The following is a 24262-nucleotide window of genomic DNA, read 5'->3' as shown; positions in this document are numbered from 1 at the left end:
GATAACCGCGGATCGGGGTAAGGGTGTTCTTGAATCCGCGTCCATCCGCGGCAAAACGGCTTTTTCGCCGGCTGGAGCGACTCGACGCGGATTTGCGCGGAATGACCGCGGATCGGGCGAAAGCGGCTCTTGACCCCAGTCCATCCGCGTTGATCCGCGTCAAATCGCTTTTCGACCCGTCGGGGCGGTAAAAGGCGGCCGCGCCCGGGTGCGCTCCTACATAATGGACCCATGAACACACCCGATTTCGTCGTTGCGATCCCTGCGCGCTTCGGCGCATCGCGCCTGCCGGGCAAGCCGCTGCGCCTGCTCGGCGGCGAACCGGTGATCGCGCATGTCGTGCGTCGCGCGCAGGCCGCGGGCGCGCGCGAGGTCTGGGTCGCGACCGACGATGCGCGCATCGCCGATGCCGTGTCCGCCAGCGGCGCATGGGTGGCGATGACCGATCCGTCGCATGCCTCGGGCAGCGACCGGCTCGCCGAATGCGCGCGCATCGCCGGCTGGAGCGACGACGACATCGTGGTGAACCTGCAGGGCGACGAGCCCTTCGCGCCGGCCAGCGGCATCCGCGCAGTCGCGGACGCGCTCGCATCCAGCGGCGCGCCGATGGCGACGCTGGCGACGCCGGTCGAGGACGTGGCCACGCTGTTCGACCCTAACGCGGTCAAGCTGGTGCGCGCGAACAACGGCGACGCGCTGTACTTCAGCCGCGCGCCGATCCCGTGGGCGCGCGATGCCTTCGCCGCGAGCCGCGATGCATTGCCGGTAGGCGAGGCGTGGCTGCGGCACATCGGCATCTACGCCTACCGCGTCGGCTTCCTGCGCGCGTTCGCCGCGTTGCCGCCGTCGACGTTGGAGCGCATCGAATCGCTGGAACAGCTGCGTGCGCTGGAGAACGGCCATCGCATCGCGGTCGCGCTGGCACCCGAACCTTTCCCGCCCGGCATCGACACGCCCGAAGACCTCGCGCGCGCCGAAGCGCGGTTAGCGAAGGGCCATGGCTGAACCGCTGCGCCTGCTGATGCTGTGCATGGGCAACATCTGCCGTTCGCCCATGGCCGAAGGCGCCTTGCGCGCGCGATTGCAGGCGGCCGGGCTCGCGAACGATGTCGAAATCGATTCGGCCGGTACCGGCGACTGGCACGCCGGCGATCCGCCGGATCCGCGCGCAATCGCCACCGCCGCGGCGCACGGCGTCGACATCGCGATGTTGCGCGCGCGGAAAATCGAAGCCGCGGATTTCAATCGCTTCGACTGGATCCTCTGCGCCGACCACGACAACCTCACGCAGGCTCGCAAGCCGAATGGCAGTCGCGCGCGCCTTGCCTTGCTGCGCGAATGGGCCGGATGCGACGCCTCGCGCGAAATCCCCGACCCCTACACCGGCGGGGCGCGTGAATTCGAGCAGGCCTGGTCGCTGGTCGACGAGGCCGCCGCGCGCATCGTCGAACGCATCCGCGCAGGGTGCGCATGAGTGCGAAACCGACGTCGTCCGCGTTCGACGGCAAGGCCTTCGTCGCGAGATTGAGCACCGCGCCCGGCGTGTACCGCATGCTCGCCGCCGACGGCAGCATGCTCTACGTCGGCAAGGCGGGCGCGCTGAAGAAGCGCGTCGCCAGCTATTTCAACAACGCGCCCAAGTCGCCGCGCACGCTGGCGATGCTGGCGCAGGTCGCGTCGATGGAAGTGACGGTGACGCGCACCGAGGGCGAGGCGTTGCTGCTGGAAAACCAGCTGATCAAGGCGCACCGCCCGCGCTACAACGTGATGCTGCGCGACGACAAGAGCTATCCGTACGCGTTGCTCACTTCGGAACAATGGCCGCGGCTGGCCTTCCATCGTGGCGCGCTCGGCGTGCCGGGGCGCCTGTTCGGGCCGTACCCAAGCGCGTGGGCCGTGCGCGAAACCCTGGGCGCGATGCACAAGCTGTTCCGCCTGCGCAGCTGCGAGGACAGCGTGTTCCGCAATCGTTCGCGCCCCTGCCTGCAATACCAGATCGGGCGTTGCAGCGCGCCCTGCGTCGGTCTCGTGGACGAAACCGATTACGCCGACGCGGTGCGGCGCGCGACGCTGTTCCTCGAAGGCCGCAGCGACGAGCTCAACGCCGAACTCGCGCGCGAGATGGAGGCCGCGGCGGAACGACTGGAATTCGAGCAGGCCGCGCGCCTGCGCGACATGGTCGCGACCCTGCGACGGATCCAGGCGCGGCAGTACGTGGACGGCAAGGCCGCCGACCTCGACGTGCTCGCGGTGGCGATGCGCGGCAGCACTGCCTGCGTGCTGCTGCTCGCGTTCCGCGACGGCCGCAACCTCGGCACCCGCGCGTTCTTCCCGCGCACCAATGGCGAGGAAAGCGCGGCGGAAGTCCTGTCCGCGTTCGTGTCGCAGTACTACGCCGAACAGCCGGCGCCGCGCGAGATCGTGCTCGACCGCGAACTCGACGATGCGGAACTGATCGAGCAGGCACTGTCCGAGGAAGCCGGGCGCCGGGTGCAGCTCAAGTCCAGCGTGCGCGGCGATCGCGCCGGCTATCTCGACCTCGCGCGCAACAACGCGGCGATCGCGCTCGATGGCCACCTCGACAGCCAGGCGGCGCAGGCCATGCGCATGGAATCGCTGCGCACGCTGCTCGGGCTGGATCCGCCGCCGCAGCGCATCGAATGCTTCGACATCAGCCACACCATGGGCGAGGCGACCGTGGCCTCGTGCGTGGTGTTCGGGCCGGAAGGCGCGATCCGCGGCCAGTACCGGCGCTTCAACATCGCCGGCATCACCCCGGGCGACGATTTCGCGGCCATGCACCAGGCGCTGGAGCGGCGTTTCCGGCGTGCGGTGGAGCAGGACGGCATGCTGCCGGACCTGCTGCTGATCGACGGCGGCGCCGGGCAGGTGGCGCAGGCGAACGCCGTGCTCGGCGACCTCGGCGTGTCCGGGGTGATGGTCGTGGGCGTGGCCAAGGGCGAGGAACGCCGCGCAGGCCACGAGGCGCTGCTCCTTCCAGATGGTCGTGAACTGCGCCCCGGGCCGGATTCTCCGGGGCTGCAACTGGTGCAGCAGGTGCGCGACGAGGCGCACCGCTTCGCCATCACCGGCCACCGCGGGCGCCGGCAGAAGGCGCGCGTGACCAGCCGGCTGGAGGACATTCCCGGTATCGGTCCGCGCCGACGCGCTAACCTGTTGCGGCATTTCGGCGGACTGGCTGGGCTCAAGGCCGCGGGGATCGAGGAAATCGCCGGCGTGGAGGGGGTGAACGCGGCACTGGCCGCGCGCATCTACGCCGCGCTGCATGGGCTGGAAACGAAGGACGATACGGACGGAAAGGCATGAAGCTGACCATCCCGACCTGGCTGACCCTGCTCCGGATCGTGCTGATCCCGGTGCTGGCGCTGGTGTTCTACCTGCCTGGCAAATGGACCAGCGTCGCGGCGGCGGCGATCTTCGCGCTGGCCTCGGTGACCGACTGGCTGGATGGCTGGATCGCGCGCCGCTACAACCAGTATTCGGCGTTCGGCGCCTTCCTCGACCCGGTCGCGGACAAGCTGATGGTGGCGACGGCGCTGTTCCTGATCGTGCAGGGCCATCCGAGCGCGTGGATGGCGTTGTGGGCCGCGGTGATCGTCGGCCGCGAGATCGCGGTGTCGGCGCTGCGCGAATGGATGGCCGAATTCGGCCAGCGTTCGAAGGTGAAGGTCGCCTTCCTGGGCAAGATCAAGACCGCGGTGCAGATGATCGCGATCTGCTGCCTGCTGTACGCGATTTCTCCTGCCAAGCCGGTGCAGGCCGGGCCGTGGCAGGCGGGTTTCGTGTTCCACGTCGGCGACTGGCTGCTGGCCGTGGCCGCGCTGTTGACGTTGTGGTCCGGCCTCGAATACCTGCGCGCGGCATGGCCGATGCTGCGGGCAGGCGAGGGCGCCGCGGTTGACACCCATCCCGCGGCCGGTAAAATGCCGCCTCCCACGCGGGAATAGCTCAGTTGGTAGAGCACGACCTTGCCAAGGTCGGGGTCGCGAGTTCGAGTCTCGTTTCCCGCTCCAGTTCTTGACAGGCCCCGTCCGCGGGGCCTTGTCGTTTCTGTAAGATGCAATCAGTCACCGGCCGGGTGGCAGAGTGGTTATGCAGCGGACTGCAAATCCGCGTACGCCGGTTCAATTCCGACCTCGGCCTCCAATCGAAAGCCCCGCCTCGGCGGGGTTTTTTCTTGGCTGCTCGCGTGGGAGGGCCTTCAGGCCCGATATCGCGCAAATCCGTCGCGGCTGCCGCTTTCAACAGTCGCATGGCTGTTCGACCCACTCCCACGGAACGTGGGTCGCGCTCGAGAGCGCTCCTGCGGATCGCGTAAGCTGGGCGCATGCCCGGGTGGCGAAACTGGTAGACGCAAGCGACTTAAAATCGCTCACCCGAAAGGGAGTGTGGGTTCGAGTCCCACCCCGGGCACCAGTGTCTGACCACGGAGCCGCCATGCATCGCTATCTCGCCTATGCCATCGCATTGCTGCTGACCGCGCTGTCGCTCCTGCTGGTTGCGATGGGGCAGGTGGATTGGCGCTGGGGCGTGCTGGCGTTCGGCGCGCTGTCCGCACTCGGCACATGGGATTTGCTGCAGACGCGCAGCACGCTGCGCCGCAACTACCCGCTGCTCGCGCATTTCCGCTACGGGCTGGAATCCATCGGCCCCGAGATCCGCCAGTACTTCATCCAGTCCGACATCGAGAAGGCGCCGTTCTCGCGCGACCAGCGTTCGCTGGTCTACCAGCGCGCGAAGAACGTGATGGACGTGGTGCCGTTCGGCAGCGAGCTCGACGTCTACGGCACGCAATACGAATGGATCAACCATTCGATCGCGCCGGCCGAATTCCACCACCACGATTACCGCATCATCGTCGGCGAAGGCTGCGCGCAACCGTACACGGCCAGCGTGTTCAACATCTCGGCGATGAGCTTCGGCTCGCTGTCCGCGAACGCGATCCGCGCGCTCAACAAGGGCGCGAAGATCGGAAACTTCTACCACGACACCGGCGAGGGTTCGCTGTCGGCGTACCACCGCGAGAACGGCGGCGACATCGTCTGGGAAATCGGATCCGGCTACTTCGGCTGCCGCAACGACGACGGCAGCTTCAACGCCGGGAAATTCGCCGCGGTCGCGCGCGAGCCGGAAGTGAAGATGGTGGAACTCAAGCTGTCGCAGGGCGCCAAGCCCGGCCATGGCGGCGTGCTGCCGGCGGCGAAAGTCAGCCGCGAAATCTCGGAAACACGCGGCGTGCCGATGGGCCACGACTGCGTGTCGCCATCGCGGCATACGGTGTTTTCCACGCCGATCGAACTGCTGCAGTTCATCGCGAAGATGCGCGAGATGTCCGGCGGAAAACCGGCGGGGTTCAAGCTCGCCATCGGCCACCCCTGGGAATGGTTCGGCATCGCCAAGGCCATGCACGAAACCGGGCTTCTTCCGGATTTCATCGTCGTCGACGGCGCCGAGGGCGGCACCGGCGCGGCGCCGGCGGAATTCGTCGACCACGTCGGCGTGCCGATGCACGAAGGCCTGCTGCTGGTGCACAACACCCTGGTCGGGCTCGGCCTGCGCGATCGCATCCGCGTCGGTGCAGCCGGGCAGATCGTCAGCGCCTTCGACATGGCGCGCACCTTCGCGCTCGGCGCGGACTGGTGCAACGCCGCGCGCGGCTTCATGTTCGCGCTCGGCTGCATCCAGTCGCTGAGCTGCCACACCGACCGCTGTCCCACCGGCATCGCGACGCAGAACCCGGATCGCTGGAAGAAGCTGGACGTCCCGGACAAGGCCACGCGCGTGGCCAACTTCCACGACAACACGCTCAAGGCGCTGCGCGACCTGCTGTGCGCGGCCGGGCTGACCCATCCCGAACAGCTCGGGCCGGAACACATCCTGCGCCGGGTCTCGCCGACGGAAATCCGTACGTTGCGCGAGCTGTACCCCACGCTGGCGCCGGGCGAGCTGATCGACGCGGTGCCGAAGCATTCGGTGTTCCGCGAGTACTGGCAGGTTGCGCGCAGCGATAGCTTCGCCGCGCCGGACGCGGTGCATTCGCTGCGGGAATCGAAATCGTATTGAGTTGGTGGCTGGGTCGATCCCGTATCGGTGCTTGACACGTTTCCACAATTCCGGAATATTGGAAATATGGAAATCAAGACTGCCCTCTCATCGCTTGGCGCGCTCAGCCATGAAACCCGCCTGTCGGCGTTCCGTGCCCTGGTCCAGGCCGGTCCGGATGGCCTCGCCGTCGGCGAACTGCGCGAACGCCTCGATCTGCCACCGGCCACGCTGACCGCGCACCTCAACGTGCTGCGCGCGGCCGCGCTGGTGCATGACAAGCGCGAGGGACGCGTCATCCGCGTTCGCGCCAACTATCCGCAGATGAACGCGTTGATCGGCTATCTCACCGAAAACTGCTGCGCTGGTGCCGCGGACTGCGGTCCGGTCGCAACGTGCAAATCGAAAAAGACAGGAACCCGCGCATGAACCGCTTCCACGTGCACCTCAACGTCGCCGACCTCGACGCCAGCATCCGTTTCTATTCCGAATTGTTCGCGGCGCAACCCACCGTGCTCAAGCCCGACTACGCCAAATGGATGCTCGAGGATCCGCGGGTGAATTTCGCCATTTCCACCGCTGGCCGCTCGCCGGGCATCGACCATCTCGGCATCCAGGTCGAGAACGGCGATGCCCTCGCGGCCATCGGCCAGCGCCTCGATGCGGCAGGCGTCACCGTGGTGCCGGAAGAGGCGACGATCTGCTGCTATGCGCGGTCTGACAAGCTGTGGACGGAGGACCCGCAAGGCACGCGCTGGGAAACGTTCCACACGGTGGGCGAGGCGACGACCTATTACGCGGGCGATGCGCCTTGCGCGACCGACGGCGCGGCCTGCAGCCCGGATGTTTCCTCGATGAAGCCACGCACGGAGTAGGCTTCTTCCTGCTGCGTTCCGCAATCCGGTTGCTGCTGATGCCCATGAAGCGCGTCCTGTTCGTCTGCGTCGAGAATTCCAACCGCAGCCAGATGGCCGAGGCCTTCGCGCGAATGCATGGCGGCGATGCGGTCGAAGCCTCCAGCGCCGGCTCCGCACCATCCGGACAGGTCAATCCGAAGGCGATCCGTTTCATGGACGAGATCGGTTACGACCTTCGGAAGCATGCCTCCAAATCGCTCGATCGGATCGGCGGCGAATTCGACGCCGTCGTCACCATGGGCTGTGGCGACAAATGCCCGTGGGTGCCGGCAAGACGGCGCGAGGACTGGGCGCTGCCGGATCCGAAACACATGGACGACGACAGCTATCGCGCAGTGCGCGACGAGATTTCCGCGCGCGTGCAACGACTACTCGCGGAATTGCAGTAATGCTCGTGCGCAAACTGGTTGCCGAATTCCTCGGCACGTTGTTCCTGCTCGCAACCGTGGTCGGTTCCGGGATCATGGGCGTGGCGCTGTCGAACGGGAACGACGGCATCGCGCTGCTCGCGAACGCCGCGGCGACGGCCGCCGCCCTGTACGTGCTGATCACGATCCTCGGGCCGATCTCCGGCGCGCACTTCAATCCGGCGGTCACCGTCGCGATGCGCCTGCGCGGCAGGCTCGGCACGGCGGACGCCATCGCCTACATCGTCGTGCAAGTCGTCGCCGCGATCCTCGGCGTGATGCTGGCGCACGCGATGTTCGGGCAGCCGCTGTTGCAGCCGGGAACGCATGCGCGCACGGGCGCGGCGCAATGCTTGAGCGAAGGCGTGGCGACCGCGGGCCTGCTGCTCACCATCCTGCTGGGCCTTCGATCCCGACCGACAGCCATTCCCGCATTGGTGGCGGCGTACATCTTCTCCGCGTACTGGTTCACCGCCAGCACCTCGTTCGCGAATCCGGCGGTCACCATCGCGCGCGCGCTGACGCAGACGTTCGCCGGCATCCGGCCCGATGGCGTAATCGGGTTCGTGGTCGCGCAATTCGCCGGAATGCTGGCGGCGCTGTTCGTCGCGCGCGTCCTCGGTTCGGAGGAAGTCCTCGAGTCGCAAGCCTGAGGGACTTCGTCGTGCCGCAGACGCGAAAGCCGGCACGAGGCCGGCTTCGAGTGAACCTGGTGGGCGGTGCAGGGTTCGAACCTGCGACCCTTGCCGTGTGAAGGCAATGCTCTACCGCTGAGCTAACCGCCCGGGGCCGCGCAGTATAGCCGAAGCCCGCGGGGCGGCACTACCGGCCTGCGGTTCGCCCCTACAATGCGGCCATGGACATCCTCGTCACCGGTACCGCGGGATTCATCGGCTCGGCCGTGGCCCAGCGCCTGCTCGAACGCGGCGACCGCGTGCTCGGCATCGACAACCTCAACGACTATTACGACGTCTCGTTGAAGCAGGCGCGGCTCCAGCCCTTGCTCGCACACCCGGGCTACACCCACGTGCAGGCCGACCTCGGCGACCGCGCCGCGGTGGAACGCGTGTTCGCGGAGTTCAAGCCGCAACGCGTGGTGAACCTCGCCGCGCAGGCCGGTGTGCGCTACGCCGCGAAGAACCCGCACGCCTACGCCGCGAGCAACCTGGTCGGCTTCCTGCACATCCTCGAAGGCTGCCGCCACCACGGCGTCGAACACCTGGTGTTCGCCTCCACCAGTTCGGTCTATGGTGCCAACACCGCCGTACCGTTCTCAGAGCACGCCGGCACCGCGCATCCGTTGACCTTCTACGCCGCGACCAAGAAGGCCAACGAGATGATGGCGCACAGCTACGCGCATCTCTACGGCATACCGAGCACCGGCCTGCGCTTCTTCACCGTCTACGGGCCGTGGGGCCGGCCGGACATGGCGCCGATGCTGTTCGCGCGCGCCATCCGCAACGGCGAAACGATCAAGGTGTTCAACCACGGCCGCCACAGCCGCAGCTTCACCTACATCGACGACATCGTCGAAGGCGTGGTGCGCACGCTCGACCGGCCGGCGCAACCGAACCCCGCATGGAATGGCGCGGATCCCGATCCCGCCACCAGCTCCGCGCCGTACCGCATCTACAACATCGGACACGAACGCCCGGTGCAGCTGCTGCATTTCATCGAGCTGCTGGAACAGGCGTTCGAACGCAAGGCGGTGATGGAAATGCTGCCGCTGCAGCCCGGCGACGTGCCGGACACCGAAGCCGACACCTCCGAGCTGATCGCTGCCACCGGTTACGCGCCGCGGGTGTCGATCGAGGAGGGCGTGGACGCCTTCGCCCGCTGGCATCGCGAGTACTATCCCGACGCTACCACGATTCCGAAGCACGCATGAGCGCCATGCCGCCCGACATCGATTCCGTCCGCATCGCGGTCATCGGCCTCGGCTACGTCGGCCTGCCGCTGGCGGTGGAGTTCGGCAGGCAGTTCGACACGCTCGGCTTCGACATCGATCCCGCGCGCATTTCCGAACTCGAAGCCGGGCGCGACCACACCGGGGAAACCGCGCCCGAAGCGCTGGCCGCGGCGACGCGGTTGCGCCTGGCCGCGGACGCGTCCGCGCTCGGCGATCGCAATGTGTACATCGTCACCGTGCCGACGCCGGTGGACGAGGCGAACCGGCCCGACTTCGAACCGCTCGAATCGGCGAGCGCGAGCATCGGCCGTGCGCTCAAGCGCGGCGATGTCGTGGTCTACGAAAGCACGGTGTATCCCGGCACCACCGAGGAGATCTGCGTGCCGGTGCTGGAGCGCGAATCCGGCCTGCGCTTCAACGTCGATTTCACCTGCGGCTACAGCCCGGAGCGGATCAACCCCGGCGACAAGCAGCGCCGCTTGACCACCATCCGCAAGGTCACCTCCGGATCGACGCCGGAGGTCGCGGACTTCGTGGATGCGCTGTACCGCCGCATCATCGAGGCAGGCACCCACAAGGCGCCGAGCATCAAGGTCGCCGAGGCGGCGAAGGTCATCGAGAACACCCAGCGCGACGTGAACATCGCGCTGGTGAACGAGCTGGCGATGATGTTCGAAGCCATGGGCATCGATACCCACGACGTGCTCGCGGCCGCGGGAACGAAGTGGAATTTCCTGCCGTTCAAGCCGGGACTGGTCGGCGGCCATTGTATCGGCGTGGATCCGTATTACCTGACGCACAAGGCGACGGTGCTGGGCTACCACCCGGAACTGATCCTCGCCGCGCGGCGCATCAACAGCCGCATGGGCCTGCACGTCGCGCACCAGGTGATGCGGCAGATGGCGCAGAAGCGCATCCACGTGGTCGGTTCGCGGATCCTGGTGCTCGGGCTGACGTTCAAGGAAGACTGCCCGGACCTGCGCAATACGCGGGTTATCGACATCGTGCGCGAGTTGCAGGCGGCGAACGCGCAGGTGGATGTGCACGATCCGTGGGCGGATGCGGTCGAGGCGAAGCGCGAACTCGGCCTCGATCTTGTGTCGAAGCCGGAAGCCGGCGCTTACGACGCGATCGTGCTCGCGGTCGCGCACAAGGGGTTCCTCGAACTGCCCGGCGGCGTTGCGGCGTTCGGGCGTGATCCCAGCGTGGTGTTCGATGTGAAGGGGGTGCTGCCGGCGGGTGTTGCGGACGCGCGGCTCTAATTTTCAATCCATGTGAAGCGGGGTCGGCATGGATGAATTCTTACTCAAGCCTGATGCGACGTCGCTTGAGCCAGAAGTATGCGAATGCCGAATAGGTGAGCCAAGCCAAAGCCATGCCTAGAATCGGCACCCACAAGTTCTCTGGCGATCCATCCGTTACCAACTCGTCTGGATTGAGGATGAGAAGGCCGACAAGAAATGTCGACCAGAGCAGTAGCGCGACAAAGCTATGTAGCTGTGCGAAGAAGAACAGCGCGGCAGCAAGGTAAGTTAGAACAAGAACGAGAGCGCCGATCACTCCCGCCTTTAGCGGCAATGAGCGGGATAGCCAAATTTGTCGCAACTGACGGGCCATGCTACTTGGCATCTAACTTCTCGTTATCCCGATCTCGTTATTCCAACTGCGCCTTCGCGTAGGCCGCATCCAGCGCTTCCATCGCATCAACAGGCTTGAGCTTCGCCGCCTTCTCGTACGCAGCCGCAGCAGCGTCTTCCTGCTTGTCGCCATGCAGGAGCAGCAACAGGTTGCCGTGCTCGATGTGCGCGATGGGCGAATCCGGAGTCAACTTCAGTGCGGCCTTGATGTGCTTTTCCGCATCCGCCGCCTTCGCGCCGTAGGTGAGGCCGCCGATCATCGCGCCGATCTTGCCGATGATCTCGCCGTGGTACAGCGCCATCGCGGTGTGCGCCTCGGCGTGCTTGGGCGCCAGTTCCAGCGCGGTTTCCAGCGAATCGCGCACCTTGCCGGCGATGCCCTGTTTCAGCGCCTTGGCGATGGAGAGGCCCTGGCTGTAGCGACCCAGCGCGAAGGCGTGGCGGTAATGGCTGTTGGCTTCGTCCGGCAGCGCCTTGACCGCGGCTTCGGCCAGTTTCGCCGCCTGTTCGAAGCGCTTGAGCTTCTCCGCTTCGCTGTCGACCAGGTGCGTCGCGTGGATGCCCAGCGCCTTGACCGCGACCGAGGCCCCGACCGGGCCGAGTTTCTCGCCGGCCTCGAACGCGGCCTGGAAATCGCCGTGGTGGAATTTCCGCCACGCGTCCTGCAATGCGTCGGCCAGCGATTCGGCATCGAGCTTGGGTGCGGACTTGCCGGGGGCTTTCAGCAGCGCTGCGGCCTGCTTCGCGTCGGGGAAAGGCTCGCAGTCGCCGGCATGCAGCTTCGGCCATGCCTTCTTCAGCGCGTCGCCGGCATAGGCAAAGGGTTTCGCATCGAGGGGGAAGGGGGCCCAGCCGGACTTCGCTGCCATGGTCGACTCCATCGAGAGGCGCCCAGCATCCCGCGGGGCCGCGCGACTGGCAAGCGGGCAGGCGAGGCTAGTGTGATTGCTCGACCGGTGCCGGGCAGGCTGTCGTCATCGCGACAACCGATCCGGAGCCCGTCATGGCCAACACCGCGCAATCCACCCTCGAATTCACCCCGCGCCACCTGTGGCTGGCCTTGCTCGGCGGCACGAACCTCGCCCGTCGCGGCCTGGTCGATGGTGCCTGCAATGCCCGCGTCCGCGCACTGGAGTTCGGCCAGATCGTGCGCGCCGGCGGCGAGGATGCCCGCGACATCGCCCGTGGCGTGCTGCTGACGGTGCAGGAAAAGCTGGCGAAGAAGCCGCAGCGCAAGACGGCGCGTCGTCGGGCGCGTTGAGGCAGCGTCGCAATCCAGTCGCGACTTCCGTCGCTCCCACGGGAGCGAATCAGTCGAGGTAGGCGCGGGTCAGGCTATTGAGGTGGACCCGCTCCGCGTCACGCAGGAACGGCGCGAGCGACATCATCACCTGCACGATGCCGTCGCGGATCGCGACGTGTTCGTCCTTTTCGCCGCGCACCGAGGCGTAGTTCAGCCAGAACGTCGCGATCACCAGGATATTCGTCGCGGCCGCGTCCAGTTCCGCCGCCGAGGCGCGCATCACCCCCGCCTGGGTCAGTCCGCGCATCACCAGGTGCGCGCGGTCGTCGGCGCGCTTGAGGATGCGCGCGAAGCGGATCCGCAGCCGGCGGTTGCGGCTGAGGATGTCGATCAGGTCGCGGTACAGGAATCGGTAATCCCAGATGCACTCGAACACCAGGTGCAACTGCAGCCACACGTCCTCGAGCCCGGGCAGGCGGCCTTCCGGCGCGGCAAGGGCGGCATCGATGCGCTGTTCGTACTCGCCGAACAGCTGCTCGATGATGTCGTCCTTGTTGCGGAAGTGGTAATACAGGTTGCCGGGGCTGATCTCCAGCTCGTCGGCGATGTGGTTGGTGGTGACGTTCGGCTCGCCCTGCGCGTTGAACATCGCGAGGGACGCATCGAGGATGCGCTTGCGGGTTTGCCGGGCCACGTCGGCGGCCCTAGGCGCGCAGCTTCTTCACCAGGTCGACGTACTTCTTCATCGCATCGTCCTTGGCCGTGCCCTTGAGCTTGCCCCAGGCCTCGTACTTGGCGGTGCCGACGAAATCGAAGAAGCCCGGCTTCTCGCCGCTGACGTCGCCCTCGGAGCCTTGCTTGTACAGCGCGTACAGGCGCAACAGGGTGTCGTTGTCGGGGCGCTCGGACAGGTCCTTGACGTCGATCGCCGCCTGTTCGAACTGCTGCTTCAGGTCGCTGGACTTGGCCATGGTGCCTCCGGGTGTCGCGGGCATGACAGCACGGCCCCGGCAGGGGGTCAATACGGAACCGGATTGTCCCCGGCCGCGGGCTCTGGCACCGTAGCGTTGCGCCCACCAACCGGATCCGCGTCATGAGCTACTTCGTCACCGGTGCCACCGGCTTCATCGGCCGTTTCCTCGTCTCGAACCTGATGCAGCGCAAGGGCACGATCCACGTGCTGGTGCGCAAGGATTCGCAGAAGAAGCTCGAAGCCATCGGCAAGAAGATGGGCTGGGACATGAAGCGCATCGTGCCAGTCGCGGGCGACCTGTCCGCGGCGAAGTGCGGCGTGTCCGCGGCGCAGTTGCGCGCGATCAAGGGCAAGGTGACGCACTTCTTCCACCTCGCCGCGATCTACGACATGGAGGCCGACGCCGCGTCCCAGCGCGAGGCCAATGTCGGCGGGACGCGACACGCGCTCGACCTCGCCGCCGCGCTCGACGCCGGCCAGACTTCGAACATCGTGTTCCACCACGTCAGTTCCATCGCCGCGGCCGGCCTGTACCCCGGCATTTTCCGAGAGGACATGTTCGAGGAAGCCGAAGGCCTCGACGATCCCTACCTCGCGACCAAGCACGAATCCGAAGGGCTTGTTCGCGCGGAGAAGCGCATCAAGTGGCGCGTGTACCGGCCGGGCATGGTGGTCGGGCATTCGCAGACCGGCGAGATCGACAAGATCGACGGCCCGTACTACTTCTTCACCCTGCTCAAGAAACTGCGCCAGGCGCTGCCGCCGTGGATGCCGATGATCGGCATCGAGGGCGGGCGCATCAACATCGTGCCGGTCGATTTCGTCGCCAACGCGCTCGACCACATCGCGCACAAGCCCAAACTCGACGGCCACACATTCCACCTCACCGATCCGGAACCGCTGCGCGTGGGCGAGGTACTGAACGCCTTCGCCCGCGCCGGCCATGCGCCGGAAATGACCATGCGCCTCGACGCGCGCATGTTCGCCTTCGTGCCCAGCGGCGTGCGCATGGCGGCCGCGAACCTGCCGCCGGTGCGGCGCATGACCGCGATGCTGCTGCGCGACTTCCGCATTCCGAAGTCGGTGCTGAAGTTCATCACCTATCCCACGCGCTTCGACAGCCGCGAGACCGAGCGCGCGCTCAAGGGCAGCGGGATTTCGGTGCCGAAGCTGGACGACTACGCCTGGCGCCTGTGGGACTACTGGGAACGCCACCTCGACCCGGACCTGTTCGTCGACCACACGCTCAAGGGCAAGGTGCGCAACAAGGTCGTCGTCATCACCGGCGGCTCCTCCGGCATCGGGCTTTCGACTGCGCAGCGCGTGGCCGAAGCGGGTGCGATCACCGTGATCGTGGCGCGCGGCGAGGAGGAATTGTTCAAGGCCCGCGACGAGATGAAGGCCAAGGGCGGCAAGGTGTTCGCCTACACCGCCGACCTCGCCGACATGGTCGATTGCGATCGATTGGTCGAGAAGATCCTGAAGGAACACGGCCACGTCGATATCCTGGTCAACAACGCCGGCCGTTCGATCCGGCGCTCGATCGAGCTCAGCTACGACCGTTTCCACGATTTCGAACGCACGATGCAGCTGAACTACTTCGGTTCGCTGCGCCTGATCATGGGCTTCATGCCGACGATGACGCATCGGCGCAAGGGCCACATCATCAACATCAGCTCGATCGGCGTGCTGGCGAATTCGCCGCGATTTTCCGCCTACGTCGCCTCGAAGGCGGCGCTGGACGCGTTCAGCCGCTGCGCGCAGGGCGAGTTGTCGGGCAAGGGCATCAGCTTCACCACCATCAACATGCCGCTGGTGAAGACGCCGATGATCGCGCCGACCAAGATGTACGACAGCGTGCCGACGCTGACGCCGGACGAAGCCGCGGACCTGGTGGTGAAGGGCATCATCGAGAAGCCGAGCCGCATCGCGACGCGCCTCGGCATCTTCAGTGCATTGATCAACGCGCTGGCGCCGAAGGCCTACGAGGTGATCATGAGCACCGCGTTCGAGCTGTTCCCGGATTCGGCCGCGGCCAAGGGCGACCGCAAGGCGTTGAAGGAAGCGCAGCCGAGCAATGAGCAGATCGCCTTCGCCGCGCTGATGCGCGGGGTGCATTGGTAGTGATCACTCCCTCCCCTTCATTGAAGGGGAGGGTTGGGGTGGGGTTGTCAGGCGCTACCAGGGCGCTTGAAGCGGATAACGCTTGAACGCCAACATGAAATTGGCTGTCCACTCCGAATCATCGAGATGATCACACCATGTGATCAGAGCCCTGACGCTTTCGTCGAGCGGTAGTTCATTTGAAAAGGCCAATCGCGCGCAGGTAGCGGCCAGCCTATTTAAACGGTAGATCGTGTGCGTATCAGGAGTTTCTCCGGATGCTGCGACGGATTGCAGAAGCTCCACCGTAGCCGCTTGTGTAGCGGCGAGCTCTTGGGCAGGAGTTTCGAAATACGTTGTCGGACACATACGTGTTCTGCGAAACAAAACTGCTCAATATGCCCGACACTGGAAGAACCGCACTGCTTCGCCGCTGCCTTCCGGTGGCTGCAACTGCACGCGCGAGGCGCCGAGCTCCGGGTAGCGCTCCAGCAAGGGGCAGATCGCGGATTTCGCATCAGCGCTGGTGTTGTTGAGATAGACCAGCAGCGTCGACTGGCTCGACCACAAGGCACGGCTCACCATCGGCAGCGAACCGATCGCGCGCGCGGCTTCGCTGCGATCCTTTTCCGTCGTGGCGGTATCCACGTCGCCCGGTGCGGGCCAGACGCCGTCGTTCGCGGGTATCTGCGTCGCGGCGGCCTTGGCCTTGGCCGAAGGCGCACGCACGGGCGCGACAACCGGCGTCGCCACGGACGCATCGCCGCTGTCGTTGCCGTGCACCAGCAGGAATACCGCGGCGCCGGCGATCACCCCGAGCAACCAGCCGAACCACGCCTTCTGCCGGGAATGGATACGGGCGCGGGCGCCGATGGCGCTGCGTTGCGTTTCCGGCAGGCGTTCGCGCAATTCCGGCCACAGGCTGGGGCCATCGAGCAGCTCGATGCGTTCGGCTTCCGCATGCCTGCGCGCCTCGGGCGCGAACGTGCCGGGCGTGGCCAGCAGCCCGCCCTGCGCGCCGCGCAGGCGCATGGTGTTGGCGAATTCGGTGATGTCGCTGGAACCGAGGACGTAGCTCGCGCCGTGCTTCGACGACAGCAGCCAGGTTTCGCCATCGCGGCGGAGCGGGATGTCGGCTTCGTCCGAGGTCGCCTCGGGGTCGTTGACGCGGGTGAAGCCGCGGCCGGCGAGCACGTCGAGGACGAGCTTGATGAAATCGCGCCAGCGCATGTCGGACAGCGCGGCGATGCCTTCGGCGGTTTCCTCGCGCGGCAGGCGCACGCGGCGCAGGTACCAGGTCGCGCCGGCACCGATGGCCACGGCGACGATCAGCGCCAGGAACAGGGAAATCAGCGTGCCCATGCCTTCGCATCCGAACGAGGGAGGCGCCAAGGATAGAACAAAGGAAAACCCGCCAGCCCGAACCGCAGGGGAGGGAGACGCGCGGTCGAAAGGGGACTGGCGGGTTTTAGGGGAAACGCACGCGTCCCGTGGCGGGACGCGATGGATCAGGCGGCGGGCTTGGCGCGCTTGGCGACCTTGCGCGGCGCGGCCTTCTTCGTCGCCTTGGCCGGCGCGCGCTTGGCGGCAGGCTTCGGCGCCTGCTGGCGGCGCAGTTCGGCGGTGAGGCCCTCGACGCGGCGGGCGAGGTCGGCGAGGTCTTCGCGGCCCGGCACGCCCAGCTTCACCAGCGCCTTCTGCACGCGGACTTCGAACACCTTCTCGAGCTTGTCCCAGGTGTCCGTGGCGCGTTCGCGGGCCTGGCCGACGTGGTTCTCGACCGCATCGCGGACGAAGTCGGCACGGCCGCCGGCGAAGCCGCGCGCGGTCTTCTCCAGGCTCAGGCCTTCCTTCACCAGCGCTTCGAACAGCTTGTGGCCCTCGGCCTGCGCGCGCCCGAAGGCGCCGACGCCGGCGAGCCAGATCTGCTGCGCGGATTCGCTCAGGGTCTTGGACAGGCGCTCGGCCTGCGCCTGCGCGTTGCCGGCGCCGCGGTTGGCGGTCTTGCCGGCGGTTTTCTTGAACTTGGCCATGGGTTTGCCTTTCGCTGCGACGGGAATGCGTGCAGCTTGGCGGCCCCGACTAGAGCATTCACACCACGCGGCGCTTGCGTCCCTGCTGCGCGACGAGGCGCTCGGTGTCGTCGAGCGCACGGCGCAGGCGCGCGGTGGTTTCGGTGCTGCGCGGCGGTGCCGGCGGCAGGGCGCTGAGCACGGTGCGGTTCGCGTCGTCGAGCACTTCGGTGCGCAACGACAGGCCATGCGCGGCCAGCACGGGTGCGAGCGCTTCGCGGCGCTTGCGCAGGTCGTCGAGCGCGTTGCGGTAACCGAGCTGGCAGACGCGGCGGCGCGAGGCGAAGCTGAAGGCATTGGTGAAGAACAGGTCGCCGTCGGTTTCGTTGGGTTCGAACACCAGTTGGTCGATATTCGGGTACTGCTGCACGTAGCGGGCGAGGCCGACCTGCATCCGCGATTGCAGCAAGGTGCGGAAGGTCTGCGACAACACCGCCGGCAGGCCACCTTCGGCAAGGGCGTGTTCCGGTCGCGATTTGCCATCGCTGTTCTTGAACGGCACCAGCGGGTTCACGCCCAGCAACAGGTCGATGCCGCGTTCCAGCAGCACCGAGGCATGCATGGTCCGGCGCAGCGCGCCGTCGACAAACTGGCGACCGCGGACATCGACCGGCGGATACAGGCCCGGCAGCGCGGCGCTGGCCTGCACCGCCTGCGAGATCGGCACGTCGTTCCAGCCCTCGCCGCCGAAACGCACCGCCTCGCCGTTGTCGAGGTCGACAGCGACTACGTACAACGGCCGGTCGAGCTTGCGAAAGTCATTACTGCGCCCGCGCCGGGTGAAGATTTCGCGCAGGAAGGTTTCGATGCGCGCGTTGTCGAACAGCCCGGTCGGCACCAGCCCGCCGAAGCGGTTGAGCAGGTCCGACCAGCGCGCGTCGCGCGGGCCCAGCAGCAGCCCGCGCCACCATTCGAAGGTCAGCCTCGGTAGGCTCGCGGCGCGGCGCGCGTATTCGAACATCGCCGGGCGCAGGAAGGTTTCCGGGCGGAAGCGCACGTCGTCGCTGTCGCCGGTGATGAAGATGCGGCACATCTCGCCCGCGCTCATGCGGTTGGCGAGGCCGGCGGCGAGGAAGGCGCCGCTGCTGACGCCGACGTAGCAATCCATGCGGGTCAGGTCGAGGCCTTCGATCGCATCCTCGAACGCGCGCAACGCGCCGAGCTCGTACATGCCGCCGATGGGGCCGCCGCCGGCGATGGCGAGGCCGATGCGCGGGGCGGAATCGCTGGTGGCGCGGTGGGCGCGTCCGGGTCTGGTCGCGCGCGGCGCGGCATGGAGGGAAAGCATGTGGCGAGTGTAGCGGTTTGCCCGCGCGCCCCGCAGCCGGGATGATGCGGGCATGGACACGAGTACGGTTTCGCGCCGGCTGGCGCGGCGCCTGGCCTGCCACCAGGCCCTGTTCGATCCGGTGCAAGAACCGCGCAACCGCCTGCGCTGGTTGCCGGAATTGCGGCGCTGGCAGGCGCAGCGCCTGCGCGAAAGCTTCGCGCGCTTCCTCGAGGATCCGTCGCGGCGGCCGGCCGCGGAATTCTTCCTGGCCGATGTCTACGGCGACCACGACTTCAGCCGCCGCGATGCCGATATCGCGCGGGTGCTGCCGGCGATGCAGAAGCTGCTGCCGGGCGCGTTGCTGGAAACCGTCGCGGACGCGATCGAACTCGGCGCACTCACCCAGGCGTTCGACCTGCGCATGGCCGAAGCCCTGCAACGCCTCGCGCCGCGCCGGCGCGCGCTGGATCTTGCGTTGTATGCGCGGGCCTACCGCCAATGCGGATTGCCGCGCCTGCGCGCACGCCAGATCGCGCTGATCGCCGAGGTCGGCGACGGGCTGGCGCACGCCCTGCGCATGCCCGGGGTGGCGACGCTGCTGCGGCTGTCGCGGGTGCCGGCGCGCGCGGCCGGCCTGTCGGAATTGCAGGGCTTCCTCGAACGCGGTTTCGACGCCTTCGCCGCGCTCGGCGACGCGCCGCGCTTCATCGAGGAGATCCGGCGCGAGGAGGAAGGCTTCTCGCGCGCGTTGTTTGCCGGGGAGCCGCGACCGCCTGCCTGACGGGCAGAAAACCGCGTTATGGCGCTGGATGATTCGATACGGGTCGCGGCAACGGTTTCGTCGGATCGGGAAGATCGACCGGTGAAATGTCCCAGGGCGCCAACTGCTTCAGGGTATCGTCGAAATCGGACTTCATGCGTTCGAGCGCATACCAGGTGGCGGTGCATACGGCGGCTTCACCCCTCGCCAGCGGCAGCAGTTCGTCCCGATGCAGGCGGATTTGTTCGAGTGCTGCCGCCGAGTCCTCTGGATCGGCGATGGCGGGAGCGGTTTTGCCGAGGGCATAGGATTGGAGCGGGTTGGTGGAGGCTTGCAGGCTAGCCGGCAGCAGTTCCTGCACCCGGCGGGGATATGCGCCGCGAAGCGCGTCGATCTGGGGAAGCAATGCACGTTCGGCGGAATAGGTGCCTACCAATTGCCCCGCGAGTTGGGGATCCTTCAATAGCCGCAGGTCGCCGGAGTTCTGCAGCGCCTGCAATTGGTTGTCGCTCAGCCACGGGGCCGCATCGGTGGTGCTTTCCGCGAAAGCGGCGAGCACCTGGTCCGGCGTTGCGCTCACCTGAGCCGGGTCGTCCAGATACCGGATCGCCAGTTCCAGCGAATTCTGCTTGCGAAGGAGAATGCGACTTCGAACCCGATCGATGGACCAGATGTTGCTCCGGATTTCGTTGGCGACTTGCGCGAGATGCTCTTGGGTCCTGCGCGCGTCTTCCCGATCCTGCCGCCAGTCGTCGAAGGCGAGGGCGGCGAGGATGCCGGCGAGGACGACGACGAACTCCACCAGTACCGAGAACCAGTCGTGTTCGGCGATGCGCTTGGCGATGCGGTTGTGGGACGACATCGGATTCCCCCTTGCGCCATTTCGTCCCGAATGCGCCGCCTAGTCGAAGCGTTCGGCCAGCACCCGGCGGATTTCCTGTTCCACCGTGCCCTTCAGCGCCGACAGCAGGAAGCCGAGCTTGGCCGTGACCCGGATCTGCTTCTCGGTCAGGTGGATGCGACCGTCGACGCCGCTGCGGTTGAAATGCAGGTCATCGCCGTCCCAGCCGTAGTCCATGTCGAACTTCGAGGCGAGTTTCTTCGCGATGTCCTCGACCGCCTTGCGTGCCTTGGGCAGCGGCAGCGAATGGTGGTGGCGGATGTCGATGTCGCTCATGGCCGGCGATGGATGGGGGCAGGCGCGCAGACTAGCATCCGGCCCTGCTCGCGACCGGCCGGGCCATGCTAGATTCGCCGCGCGTGGACGCCCTCAAACTTCGATTCAACGACAACGGCACGGAACTGCCGCTCGGCCCCGGGATGCACGGCATCGGCCGCGGCGGCGACGATGCCATCGGATTGGTCAGCGACCAGCAGTCGCCGCTGCTGCGCTTCTGCGTGGACCGGCGCGGCGTCTGGCTGACCGTGGCCGACGGCGTGCGCGGCATCCATGTCAACGGCCGCCCGGTGCGGCGCATGGCCATGCTGCGCCCGGGCGACGCGATCCACGCCGAGGGCAGCGAACTCACCCTGATGCGCGACGAAGCGCCCGCGAACTCGCCGCTGCCGAACGTGGCCGACACGCCCGGCGACCTGCGCCTGGTGCTGCGCGGCGTCGGCGGGCATTACCACGGACGCAGCATCACCCTCGAGCGCCCGCGCCTGGTCGGGCGCGCGCCCGAGGCCGACATCCGCATCGACAACCAGGCCTTCCCGGAACGCCATGCGCGGCTCGAACACCATGCCGGCCGGGTGCTGCTGCGCGACCTCGACTCGGGCGAGGCGAGCGCGGTCAACGGCAAGCCGGTGCGCGACGCGCTGCTGCTGCCCGGCGACCAGGTGGTGTTCGATGCCCAGCACCGTTTCGTGGTGGAAGCGCCCGGGCGGCAACCTCTGCCCGAGGATGCGCCGGAAACCGATCTCGCCTCGACCCGCCTCGGCAAGGATCGCAGCCGATCCCGGGGGCGGCGCCTGCCGTGGTTGCTGCTGGCGGCGCTGCTGATCGCCGGCGCGCTCAGCCTGTTGCTGTTGTTCGGGGTCGGCTGATCGCGGCCTTGCGGCGCGCGGCGACGGCCTTCCACGCGCGCCAGCCCAGCAACAGCGCGAGGATGCCGGCATACAGCGCCGGCTCGCGGATGTCGGATTTCACCAGCCACCAGAAATGCAGCACGGCGAGCACGCCGACGGCATAGACCAGCTTGTGCAGCCGTGCCCAGTTGCGGCCGAGGCGGCGGATCCAGCCGATGGTGGAGGTGATCGCCAGCGGCAGCAGCAACAGCCATGCGGCGAAGCCGACGGTGATGTACGGGCGCTTGGCGATGTCCTCGAACACCTGGGTCCAGTAGCCGCGCAAATCCAGCCCGAGGTAGGCGGCGAAGTGCAGGCAGACGTAGAAGAACGCGTACAGCCCGAGCATGCGCCGGAACCGCACCAGTACCGGCTTGCCGGTCAGCTGCCGCAGCGGCGTGACCGCCAGCGCGAGCATGAGGAAACGCAGCGCCCACAGGCCGAGGCGGTGTTCGATTTCCGCGACCGGATCGGCGCCGAGCGCATCGCCGCCGGTGCGCGCCACGCTCCAGACCTGCGACAGCAGGATCGCCAGCGGCGTGAGCGCGAGCAGGTGGACGCAGGTTTTCGCGACGACGATGCGCGGTTCGGCGCGCCGCCGCGGTTTCGCCGCCGGATTCAGAACCACTTCTTCAGGTCCATGCCGGCGTACATCGCCGCGACCTGCTCGCCGTAGCCGTTGAACGGCCGCGTCGGGATGCGTTCGGCGAACAGCTTGCTCGCGGTGCCGGCGATGCGGCGTTCGGTCTTCTGGCTCCAGCGCGGATGGTCGACCGCCGGGTTCACGTTGGAGAAGAAGCCGTATTCGTTCGAGGCCTCGTCGTTCCAGCTGGTGAACGGCATGCGTTCGACGAAGGTGATCGCGACGATGGACTTGATGCCCTTGAAGCCGTACTTCCACGGCACGACCAGCCGCAGCGGCGCGCCGTCCTGCTGCGGCAACGGTTTGCCGTAGAGGCCGGTGGCGAGGAGGGTCAGCGGATGCATGGCCTCGTCGATGCACAGGCCCTCGCGATACGGCCAGCGCAGTACCGGCGCGCGCACGCCCGGCATCTGCCGCGGATCGGCGAGGCTGGTGAAGGCCACGTACTTCGCCTTCGAATCCGGTTCGAAGCGCTTGAGCACGTCCGCCAGCGGCACGCCCAGCCACGGGATCACCATCGACCAGCCTTCGACGCAGCGCATGCGGTAGATGCGTTCCTCGGGCTTCAGGCCTTTCAACAGGTCGTCGAGCGAGAGCCGGCCCGGCTTCGCGCACTGGCCGCCGACCGCGACCGTCCACGGCGAGGTGCGCAGGGTCTTGGCCGCGCGCGAGGGATCGGCCTTGCCGGTGCCGAATTCGTAGAAGTTGTTGTAGCTGGTGACGTCGGCATAAGTGGTCAACTCCTCGTCGGTGCGGAACCCGGACTTCGCCTGTTCCGGCGTGATCGTGATCTTCGGTGGCGGCGGCGGTTCCGCGCGGCCGCAACCCGCCATGGCCAGGGCCGGCACGGTGGCGAAGGCGGCCAGCAACCGGCGACGGTCGCGGTAGACCGCTTCGTCCGTGATGTCGGCGGCGGGAACGTGCAGGGCGTCGCGCAGCTTCATGGGGATTCCTCCGGCGTGCGGGGATGGCGCGAAGGATAGAGCCGCCGGTGTTGCGAAAGTTGCAAAACCGCTGTTGCAGGGCGTCCGGAAAACATTGCCGCCGCCCCTGCGACGGCGTGCTGCGCTGCGGCATACTGCGCTTCCCCTGCTTCGAGAACCGGCGATGTCGCGTGCCTTCAACTTCAGCGCCGGACCCGCGGCGTTGCCGGAAGCGGTGCTCGTGCGCGCCCGCGACGAACTGCTGGACTGGCACGGCACCGGCGCTTCCATCGTCGAGCTCAGCCATCGCGGCCCTGAATTCATGCAGGTCGCGGCCGACACCGAAGCGAACCTGCGCACGCTGCTGTCGATCCCCGACAGCCACGCGGTGCTGTTCACCGCCGGCGGCGCGACCACGCAGCAGGCGCTGATGGCGCTGAACTTCGCCACGCCGGGGCAGGCGGTGGATTTCGTGGTCAGCGGCCACTGGAGCAAGGTGGCGATGAAGCAGGCCGCGCCCTACGTGGACGTGCGCATCGCCGCGAGCAGCGAAGCCGGCGGTTTCCGCGACGTTCCATCGCGCGACGAATGGAAGCTTTCCCCCGATGCAGCCTACGTGCATGTCACCGCGAACGAAACCATCCACGGCGTCGAGTTCCGCGATATTCCGGTCGTCGGCAACGCGCCGTTGTTCGCGGATTTCAGCAGTTCCATCGCGTCCGGGCCGCTGGACGTGTCGAAATTCGGCCTGATCTACGCCGGCGCGCAGAAGAACCTCGGTCCGGTCGGCGTCGGCGTGGTCATCGTCCGCCGCGACCTACTCGAACGCGTTGGCCAGCCGCGCGCGAACATCTTCAACTACGCCTCGCAGGTGGCGAGCGATTCCATGCTCAACACGCCGCCGACCTGGAACTGGTACCTGCTCGGCCTCAACGTGAAGTGGATGCTCGGCGAAGGCGGCGTGGCCGAATTCGCGCGTCGCAGCGAGCGCAAATCGAACGCGCTGTATGCCGCCATCGACGGTTCCGGCGGTTTCTACCGTAACGAGGTCGCGGCGAACGCGCGCTCACGCATGAACGTGCCGTTCTTCCTCCCCGACGCGGAACTCGACGCGCGCTTCGTCGCCGAATCGCGCGCGGCGGGGATGATCGGGCTCAAGGGCCACAAGGCGGTCGGCGGCATCCGCGCCTCGCTGTACAACGCGGTGCCGGTGGAAGCCGTGGACGCATTGGTCGGGTTCATGCGGGATTTCCAGCAGCGCCATGGCTAGCCGGT

The 24262-nt window shown here is 67.2% G+C and carries 27 protein-coding genes and 4 tRNA genes; 19 read left to right on the top strand and 12 right to left on the bottom strand.

Features of this window, described 5'->3' with window-relative positions:
* Positions 1-231: 231 nt before the first annotated feature.
* The 12 genes from kdsB (at position 232) to FNZ56_RS03380 (ending at position 8040) form a co-directional block, all read left to right on the top strand.
* The gene (gene kdsB, locus FNZ56_RS03435) at positions 232-1005 is read left to right on the top strand and encodes a 3-deoxy-manno-octulosonate cytidylyltransferase (RefSeq protein ID WP_143878501.1); all 774 of its coding nucleotides are present in this window, start codon (positions 232-234) and stop codon (positions 1003-1005) included.
* Between the two features lie 4 nt (positions 1006-1009).
* Positions 1010-1474 carry a low molecular weight protein-tyrosine-phosphatase gene (locus tag FNZ56_RS03430; RefSeq protein WP_143880252.1) on the top strand — a complete coding sequence of 155 codons (465 nt, stop codon included), beginning with the start codon at positions 1010-1012 and terminating at the stop codon, positions 1472-1474.
* On the top strand, positions 1471-3327 hold the full coding sequence (gene uvrC / locus FNZ56_RS03425) for an excinuclease ABC subunit UvrC (RefSeq protein WP_143878500.1): 1857 nt from the start codon (positions 1471-1473) through the stop codon (positions 3325-3327). Before FNZ56_RS03430 ends, uvrC begins: the two co-directional genes overlap by 4 nt.
* Positions 3324-3968: a CDP-diacylglycerol--glycerol-3-phosphate 3-phosphatidyltransferase gene (pgsA, locus tag FNZ56_RS03420; protein WP_143878499.1), complete on the top strand. Its 645-nt coding sequence runs from the start codon at positions 3324-3326 to the stop codon at positions 3966-3968. Before uvrC ends, pgsA begins: the two co-directional genes overlap by 4 nt.
* Positions 3959-4034 (top strand) — tRNA-Gly (locus FNZ56_RS03415). Before pgsA ends, FNZ56_RS03415 begins: the two co-directional genes overlap by 10 nt.
* 59 nt (positions 4035-4093) lie before the next feature.
* Positions 4094-4167: transfer RNA gene (locus tag FNZ56_RS03410), tRNA-Cys, on the top strand.
* 183 nt (positions 4168-4350) lie between these two features.
* A tRNA-Leu gene (locus FNZ56_RS03405) sits at positions 4351-4437 on the top strand.
* 21 nt (positions 4438-4458) lie between these two features.
* Positions 4459-6084, top strand: coding sequence for an FMN-binding glutamate synthase family protein (locus FNZ56_RS03400; protein WP_143878498.1), 1626 nt, complete (start codon positions 4459-4461; stop codon positions 6082-6084).
* A 27-nt stretch (positions 6085-6111) separates the two neighbouring features.
* Complete coding sequence (locus FNZ56_RS03395) at positions 6112-6492, top strand: ArsR/SmtB family transcription factor (RefSeq protein WP_342777701.1); 381 nt, start codon at positions 6112-6114, stop codon at positions 6490-6492.
* Positions 6489-6938 carry an ArsI/CadI family heavy metal resistance metalloenzyme gene (locus FNZ56_RS03390; protein WP_143878497.1) on the top strand — a complete coding sequence of 150 codons (450 nt, stop codon included), beginning with the start codon at positions 6489-6491 and terminating at the stop codon, positions 6936-6938. Before FNZ56_RS03395 ends, FNZ56_RS03390 begins: the two co-directional genes overlap by 4 nt.
* Before the next feature lie 38 nt (positions 6939-6976).
* Positions 6977-7369: an arsenate reductase ArsC gene (locus FNZ56_RS03385; protein WP_246064677.1), complete on the top strand. Its 393-nt coding sequence runs from the start codon at positions 6977-6979 to the stop codon at positions 7367-7369.
* Positions 7369-8040, top strand: coding sequence for an aquaporin (locus tag FNZ56_RS03380; protein ID WP_143878496.1), 672 nt, complete (start codon positions 7369-7371; stop codon positions 8038-8040). The genes FNZ56_RS03385 and FNZ56_RS03380 overlap by 1 nt, the downstream gene beginning before the upstream one ends.
* Before the next feature lie 57 nt (positions 8041-8097).
* Here the strand turns inward: FNZ56_RS03380 and FNZ56_RS03375 are convergent.
* Positions 8098-8172, bottom strand: a tRNA-Val gene (locus FNZ56_RS03375).
* Between the two features lie 71 nt (positions 8173-8243).
* Between FNZ56_RS03375 and FNZ56_RS03370 the strand changes: the two genes are divergently transcribed.
* Positions 8244-9275 (top strand): NAD-dependent epimerase, encoded by a 1032-nt coding sequence (locus FNZ56_RS03370; RefSeq protein ID WP_143878495.1) that lies wholly within the window; start codon positions 8244-8246, stop codon positions 9273-9275.
* Positions 9272-10558: a nucleotide sugar dehydrogenase gene (locus FNZ56_RS03365; RefSeq protein ID WP_221933315.1), complete on the top strand. Its 1287-nt coding sequence runs from the start codon at positions 9272-9274 to the stop codon at positions 10556-10558. Before FNZ56_RS03370 ends, FNZ56_RS03365 begins: the two co-directional genes overlap by 4 nt.
* Before the next feature lie 40 nt (positions 10559-10598).
* Here FNZ56_RS03365 and FNZ56_RS03360 read toward each other — a convergent pair whose 3' ends face one another.
* Entirely contained in the window at positions 10599-10913 is a 315-nt protein-coding gene (locus FNZ56_RS03360; protein ID WP_143878494.1) for a hypothetical protein, read from the bottom strand.
* Positions 10914-10950: 37 nt separating this feature from the next.
* Complete coding sequence (locus FNZ56_RS03355; protein ID WP_143878493.1) at positions 10951-11802, bottom strand: tetratricopeptide repeat protein; 852 nt, start codon at positions 11800-11802, stop codon at positions 10951-10953.
* Between the two features lie 134 nt (positions 11803-11936).
* Between FNZ56_RS03355 and FNZ56_RS03350 the strand changes: the two genes are divergently transcribed.
* Positions 11937-12194: a hypothetical protein gene (locus FNZ56_RS03350; RefSeq protein WP_143878492.1), complete on the top strand. Its 258-nt coding sequence runs from the start codon at positions 11937-11939 to the stop codon at positions 12192-12194.
* Between the two features lie 49 nt (positions 12195-12243).
* Here the strand turns inward: FNZ56_RS03350 and FNZ56_RS03345 are convergent, their stop codons facing one another.
* Both FNZ56_RS03345 and FNZ56_RS03340 read right to left on the bottom strand, forming a co-directional pair.
* On the bottom strand, positions 12244-12870 hold the full coding sequence (locus tag FNZ56_RS03345) for a TetR/AcrR family transcriptional regulator (RefSeq protein WP_143878491.1): 627 nt from the start codon (positions 12868-12870) through the stop codon (positions 12244-12246).
* 10 nt (positions 12871-12880) lie between these two features.
* Positions 12881-13147, bottom strand: coding sequence for an acyl-CoA-binding protein (locus FNZ56_RS03340; RefSeq protein ID WP_143878490.1), 267 nt, complete (start codon positions 13145-13147; stop codon positions 12881-12883).
* Between the two features lie 122 nt (positions 13148-13269).
* Here FNZ56_RS03340 and FNZ56_RS03335 point away from each other — a divergent pair, with 122 nt between their 5' ends.
* A complete protein-coding gene (locus FNZ56_RS03335; RefSeq protein ID WP_143878489.1) occupies positions 13270-15273 on the top strand; it encodes an SDR family oxidoreductase in 2004 nt (667 codons plus the stop codon).
* Positions 15274-15645: 372 nt separating this feature from the next.
* On the opposite strand, the gene FNZ56_RS03330 is transcribed toward FNZ56_RS03335, so the two are convergent.
* The 3 genes from FNZ56_RS03330 to FNZ56_RS03320 all read right to left on the bottom strand — a co-directional run bounded on the left by FNZ56_RS03330 (position 15646) and on the right by FNZ56_RS03320 (position 18612).
* Entirely contained in the window at positions 15646-16614 is a 969-nt protein-coding gene (locus tag FNZ56_RS03330; protein WP_143878488.1) for a restriction endonuclease, read from the bottom strand.
* A 146-nt stretch (positions 16615-16760) separates the two neighbouring features.
* Positions 16761-17285 (bottom strand): phasin family protein, encoded by a 525-nt coding sequence (locus FNZ56_RS03325; RefSeq protein ID WP_143878487.1) that lies wholly within the window; start codon positions 17283-17285, stop codon positions 16761-16763.
* Positions 17286-17343: 58 nt separating this feature from the next.
* A complete protein-coding gene (locus FNZ56_RS03320) occupies positions 17344-18612 on the bottom strand; it encodes a patatin-like phospholipase family protein (RefSeq protein WP_143878486.1) in 1269 nt (422 codons plus the stop codon).
* A 52-nt stretch (positions 18613-18664) separates the two neighbouring features.
* Here FNZ56_RS03320 and FNZ56_RS03315 point away from each other — a divergent pair, with 52 nt between their 5' ends.
* Complete coding sequence (locus tag FNZ56_RS03315; RefSeq protein WP_143878485.1) at positions 18665-19375, top strand: FFLEELY motif protein; 711 nt, start codon at positions 18665-18667, stop codon at positions 19373-19375.
* 16 nt (positions 19376-19391) lie between these two features.
* On the opposite strand, the gene FNZ56_RS03310 is transcribed toward FNZ56_RS03315, so the two are convergent.
* Both FNZ56_RS03310 and FNZ56_RS03305 read right to left on the bottom strand, forming a co-directional pair.
* Positions 19392-20216, bottom strand: a complete 825-nt coding sequence (locus tag FNZ56_RS03310; RefSeq protein ID WP_143878484.1) for a hypothetical protein — start codon at positions 20214-20216, stop codon at positions 19392-19394.
* A gap of 39 nt (positions 20217-20255) precedes the next feature.
* Positions 20256-20531: a polyhydroxyalkanoic acid system family protein gene (locus FNZ56_RS03305; protein WP_143878483.1), complete on the bottom strand. Its 276-nt coding sequence runs from the start codon at positions 20529-20531 to the stop codon at positions 20256-20258.
* A 143-nt stretch (positions 20532-20674) separates the two neighbouring features.
* Between FNZ56_RS03305 and FNZ56_RS03300 the strand changes: the two genes are divergently transcribed.
* Positions 20675-21400, top strand: coding sequence for an FHA domain-containing protein (locus FNZ56_RS03300; protein ID WP_425571110.1), 726 nt, complete (start codon positions 20675-20677; stop codon positions 21398-21400).
* Here the strand turns inward: FNZ56_RS03300 and msrQ are convergent.
* Positions 21369-22001, bottom strand: coding sequence for a protein-methionine-sulfoxide reductase heme-binding subunit MsrQ (gene msrQ, locus FNZ56_RS12955; protein ID WP_143880248.1), 633 nt, complete (start codon positions 21999-22001; stop codon positions 21369-21371). The two genes, FNZ56_RS03300 and msrQ, sit on opposite strands and share 32 nt — an antisense overlap.
* A gap of 38 nt (positions 22002-22039) precedes the next feature.
* Positions 22040-23008 carry a protein-methionine-sulfoxide reductase catalytic subunit MsrP gene (gene msrP, locus FNZ56_RS12950; RefSeq protein WP_143878481.1) on the bottom strand — a complete coding sequence of 323 codons (969 nt, stop codon included), beginning with the start codon at positions 23006-23008 and terminating at the stop codon, positions 22040-22042.
* 163 nt (positions 23009-23171) lie between these two features.
* Between msrP and serC the strand changes: the two genes are divergently transcribed.
* Positions 23172-24257, top strand: a complete 1086-nt coding sequence (gene serC, locus FNZ56_RS03285; protein ID WP_143878480.1) for a phosphoserine transaminase — start codon at positions 23172-23174, stop codon at positions 24255-24257.
* Positions 24258-24262 lie beyond the last annotated feature (5 nt).

It is taken from the genome of Lysobacter lycopersici, assembly GCF_007556775.1.
Taxonomy (GTDB): domain Bacteria; phylum Pseudomonadota; class Gammaproteobacteria; order Xanthomonadales; family Xanthomonadaceae; genus Pseudoluteimonas; species Pseudoluteimonas lycopersici.
The sequence above is the reverse complement of the archived record's forward strand: the minus strand, read 5'-3'. Positions and strand labels throughout refer to the sequence as shown.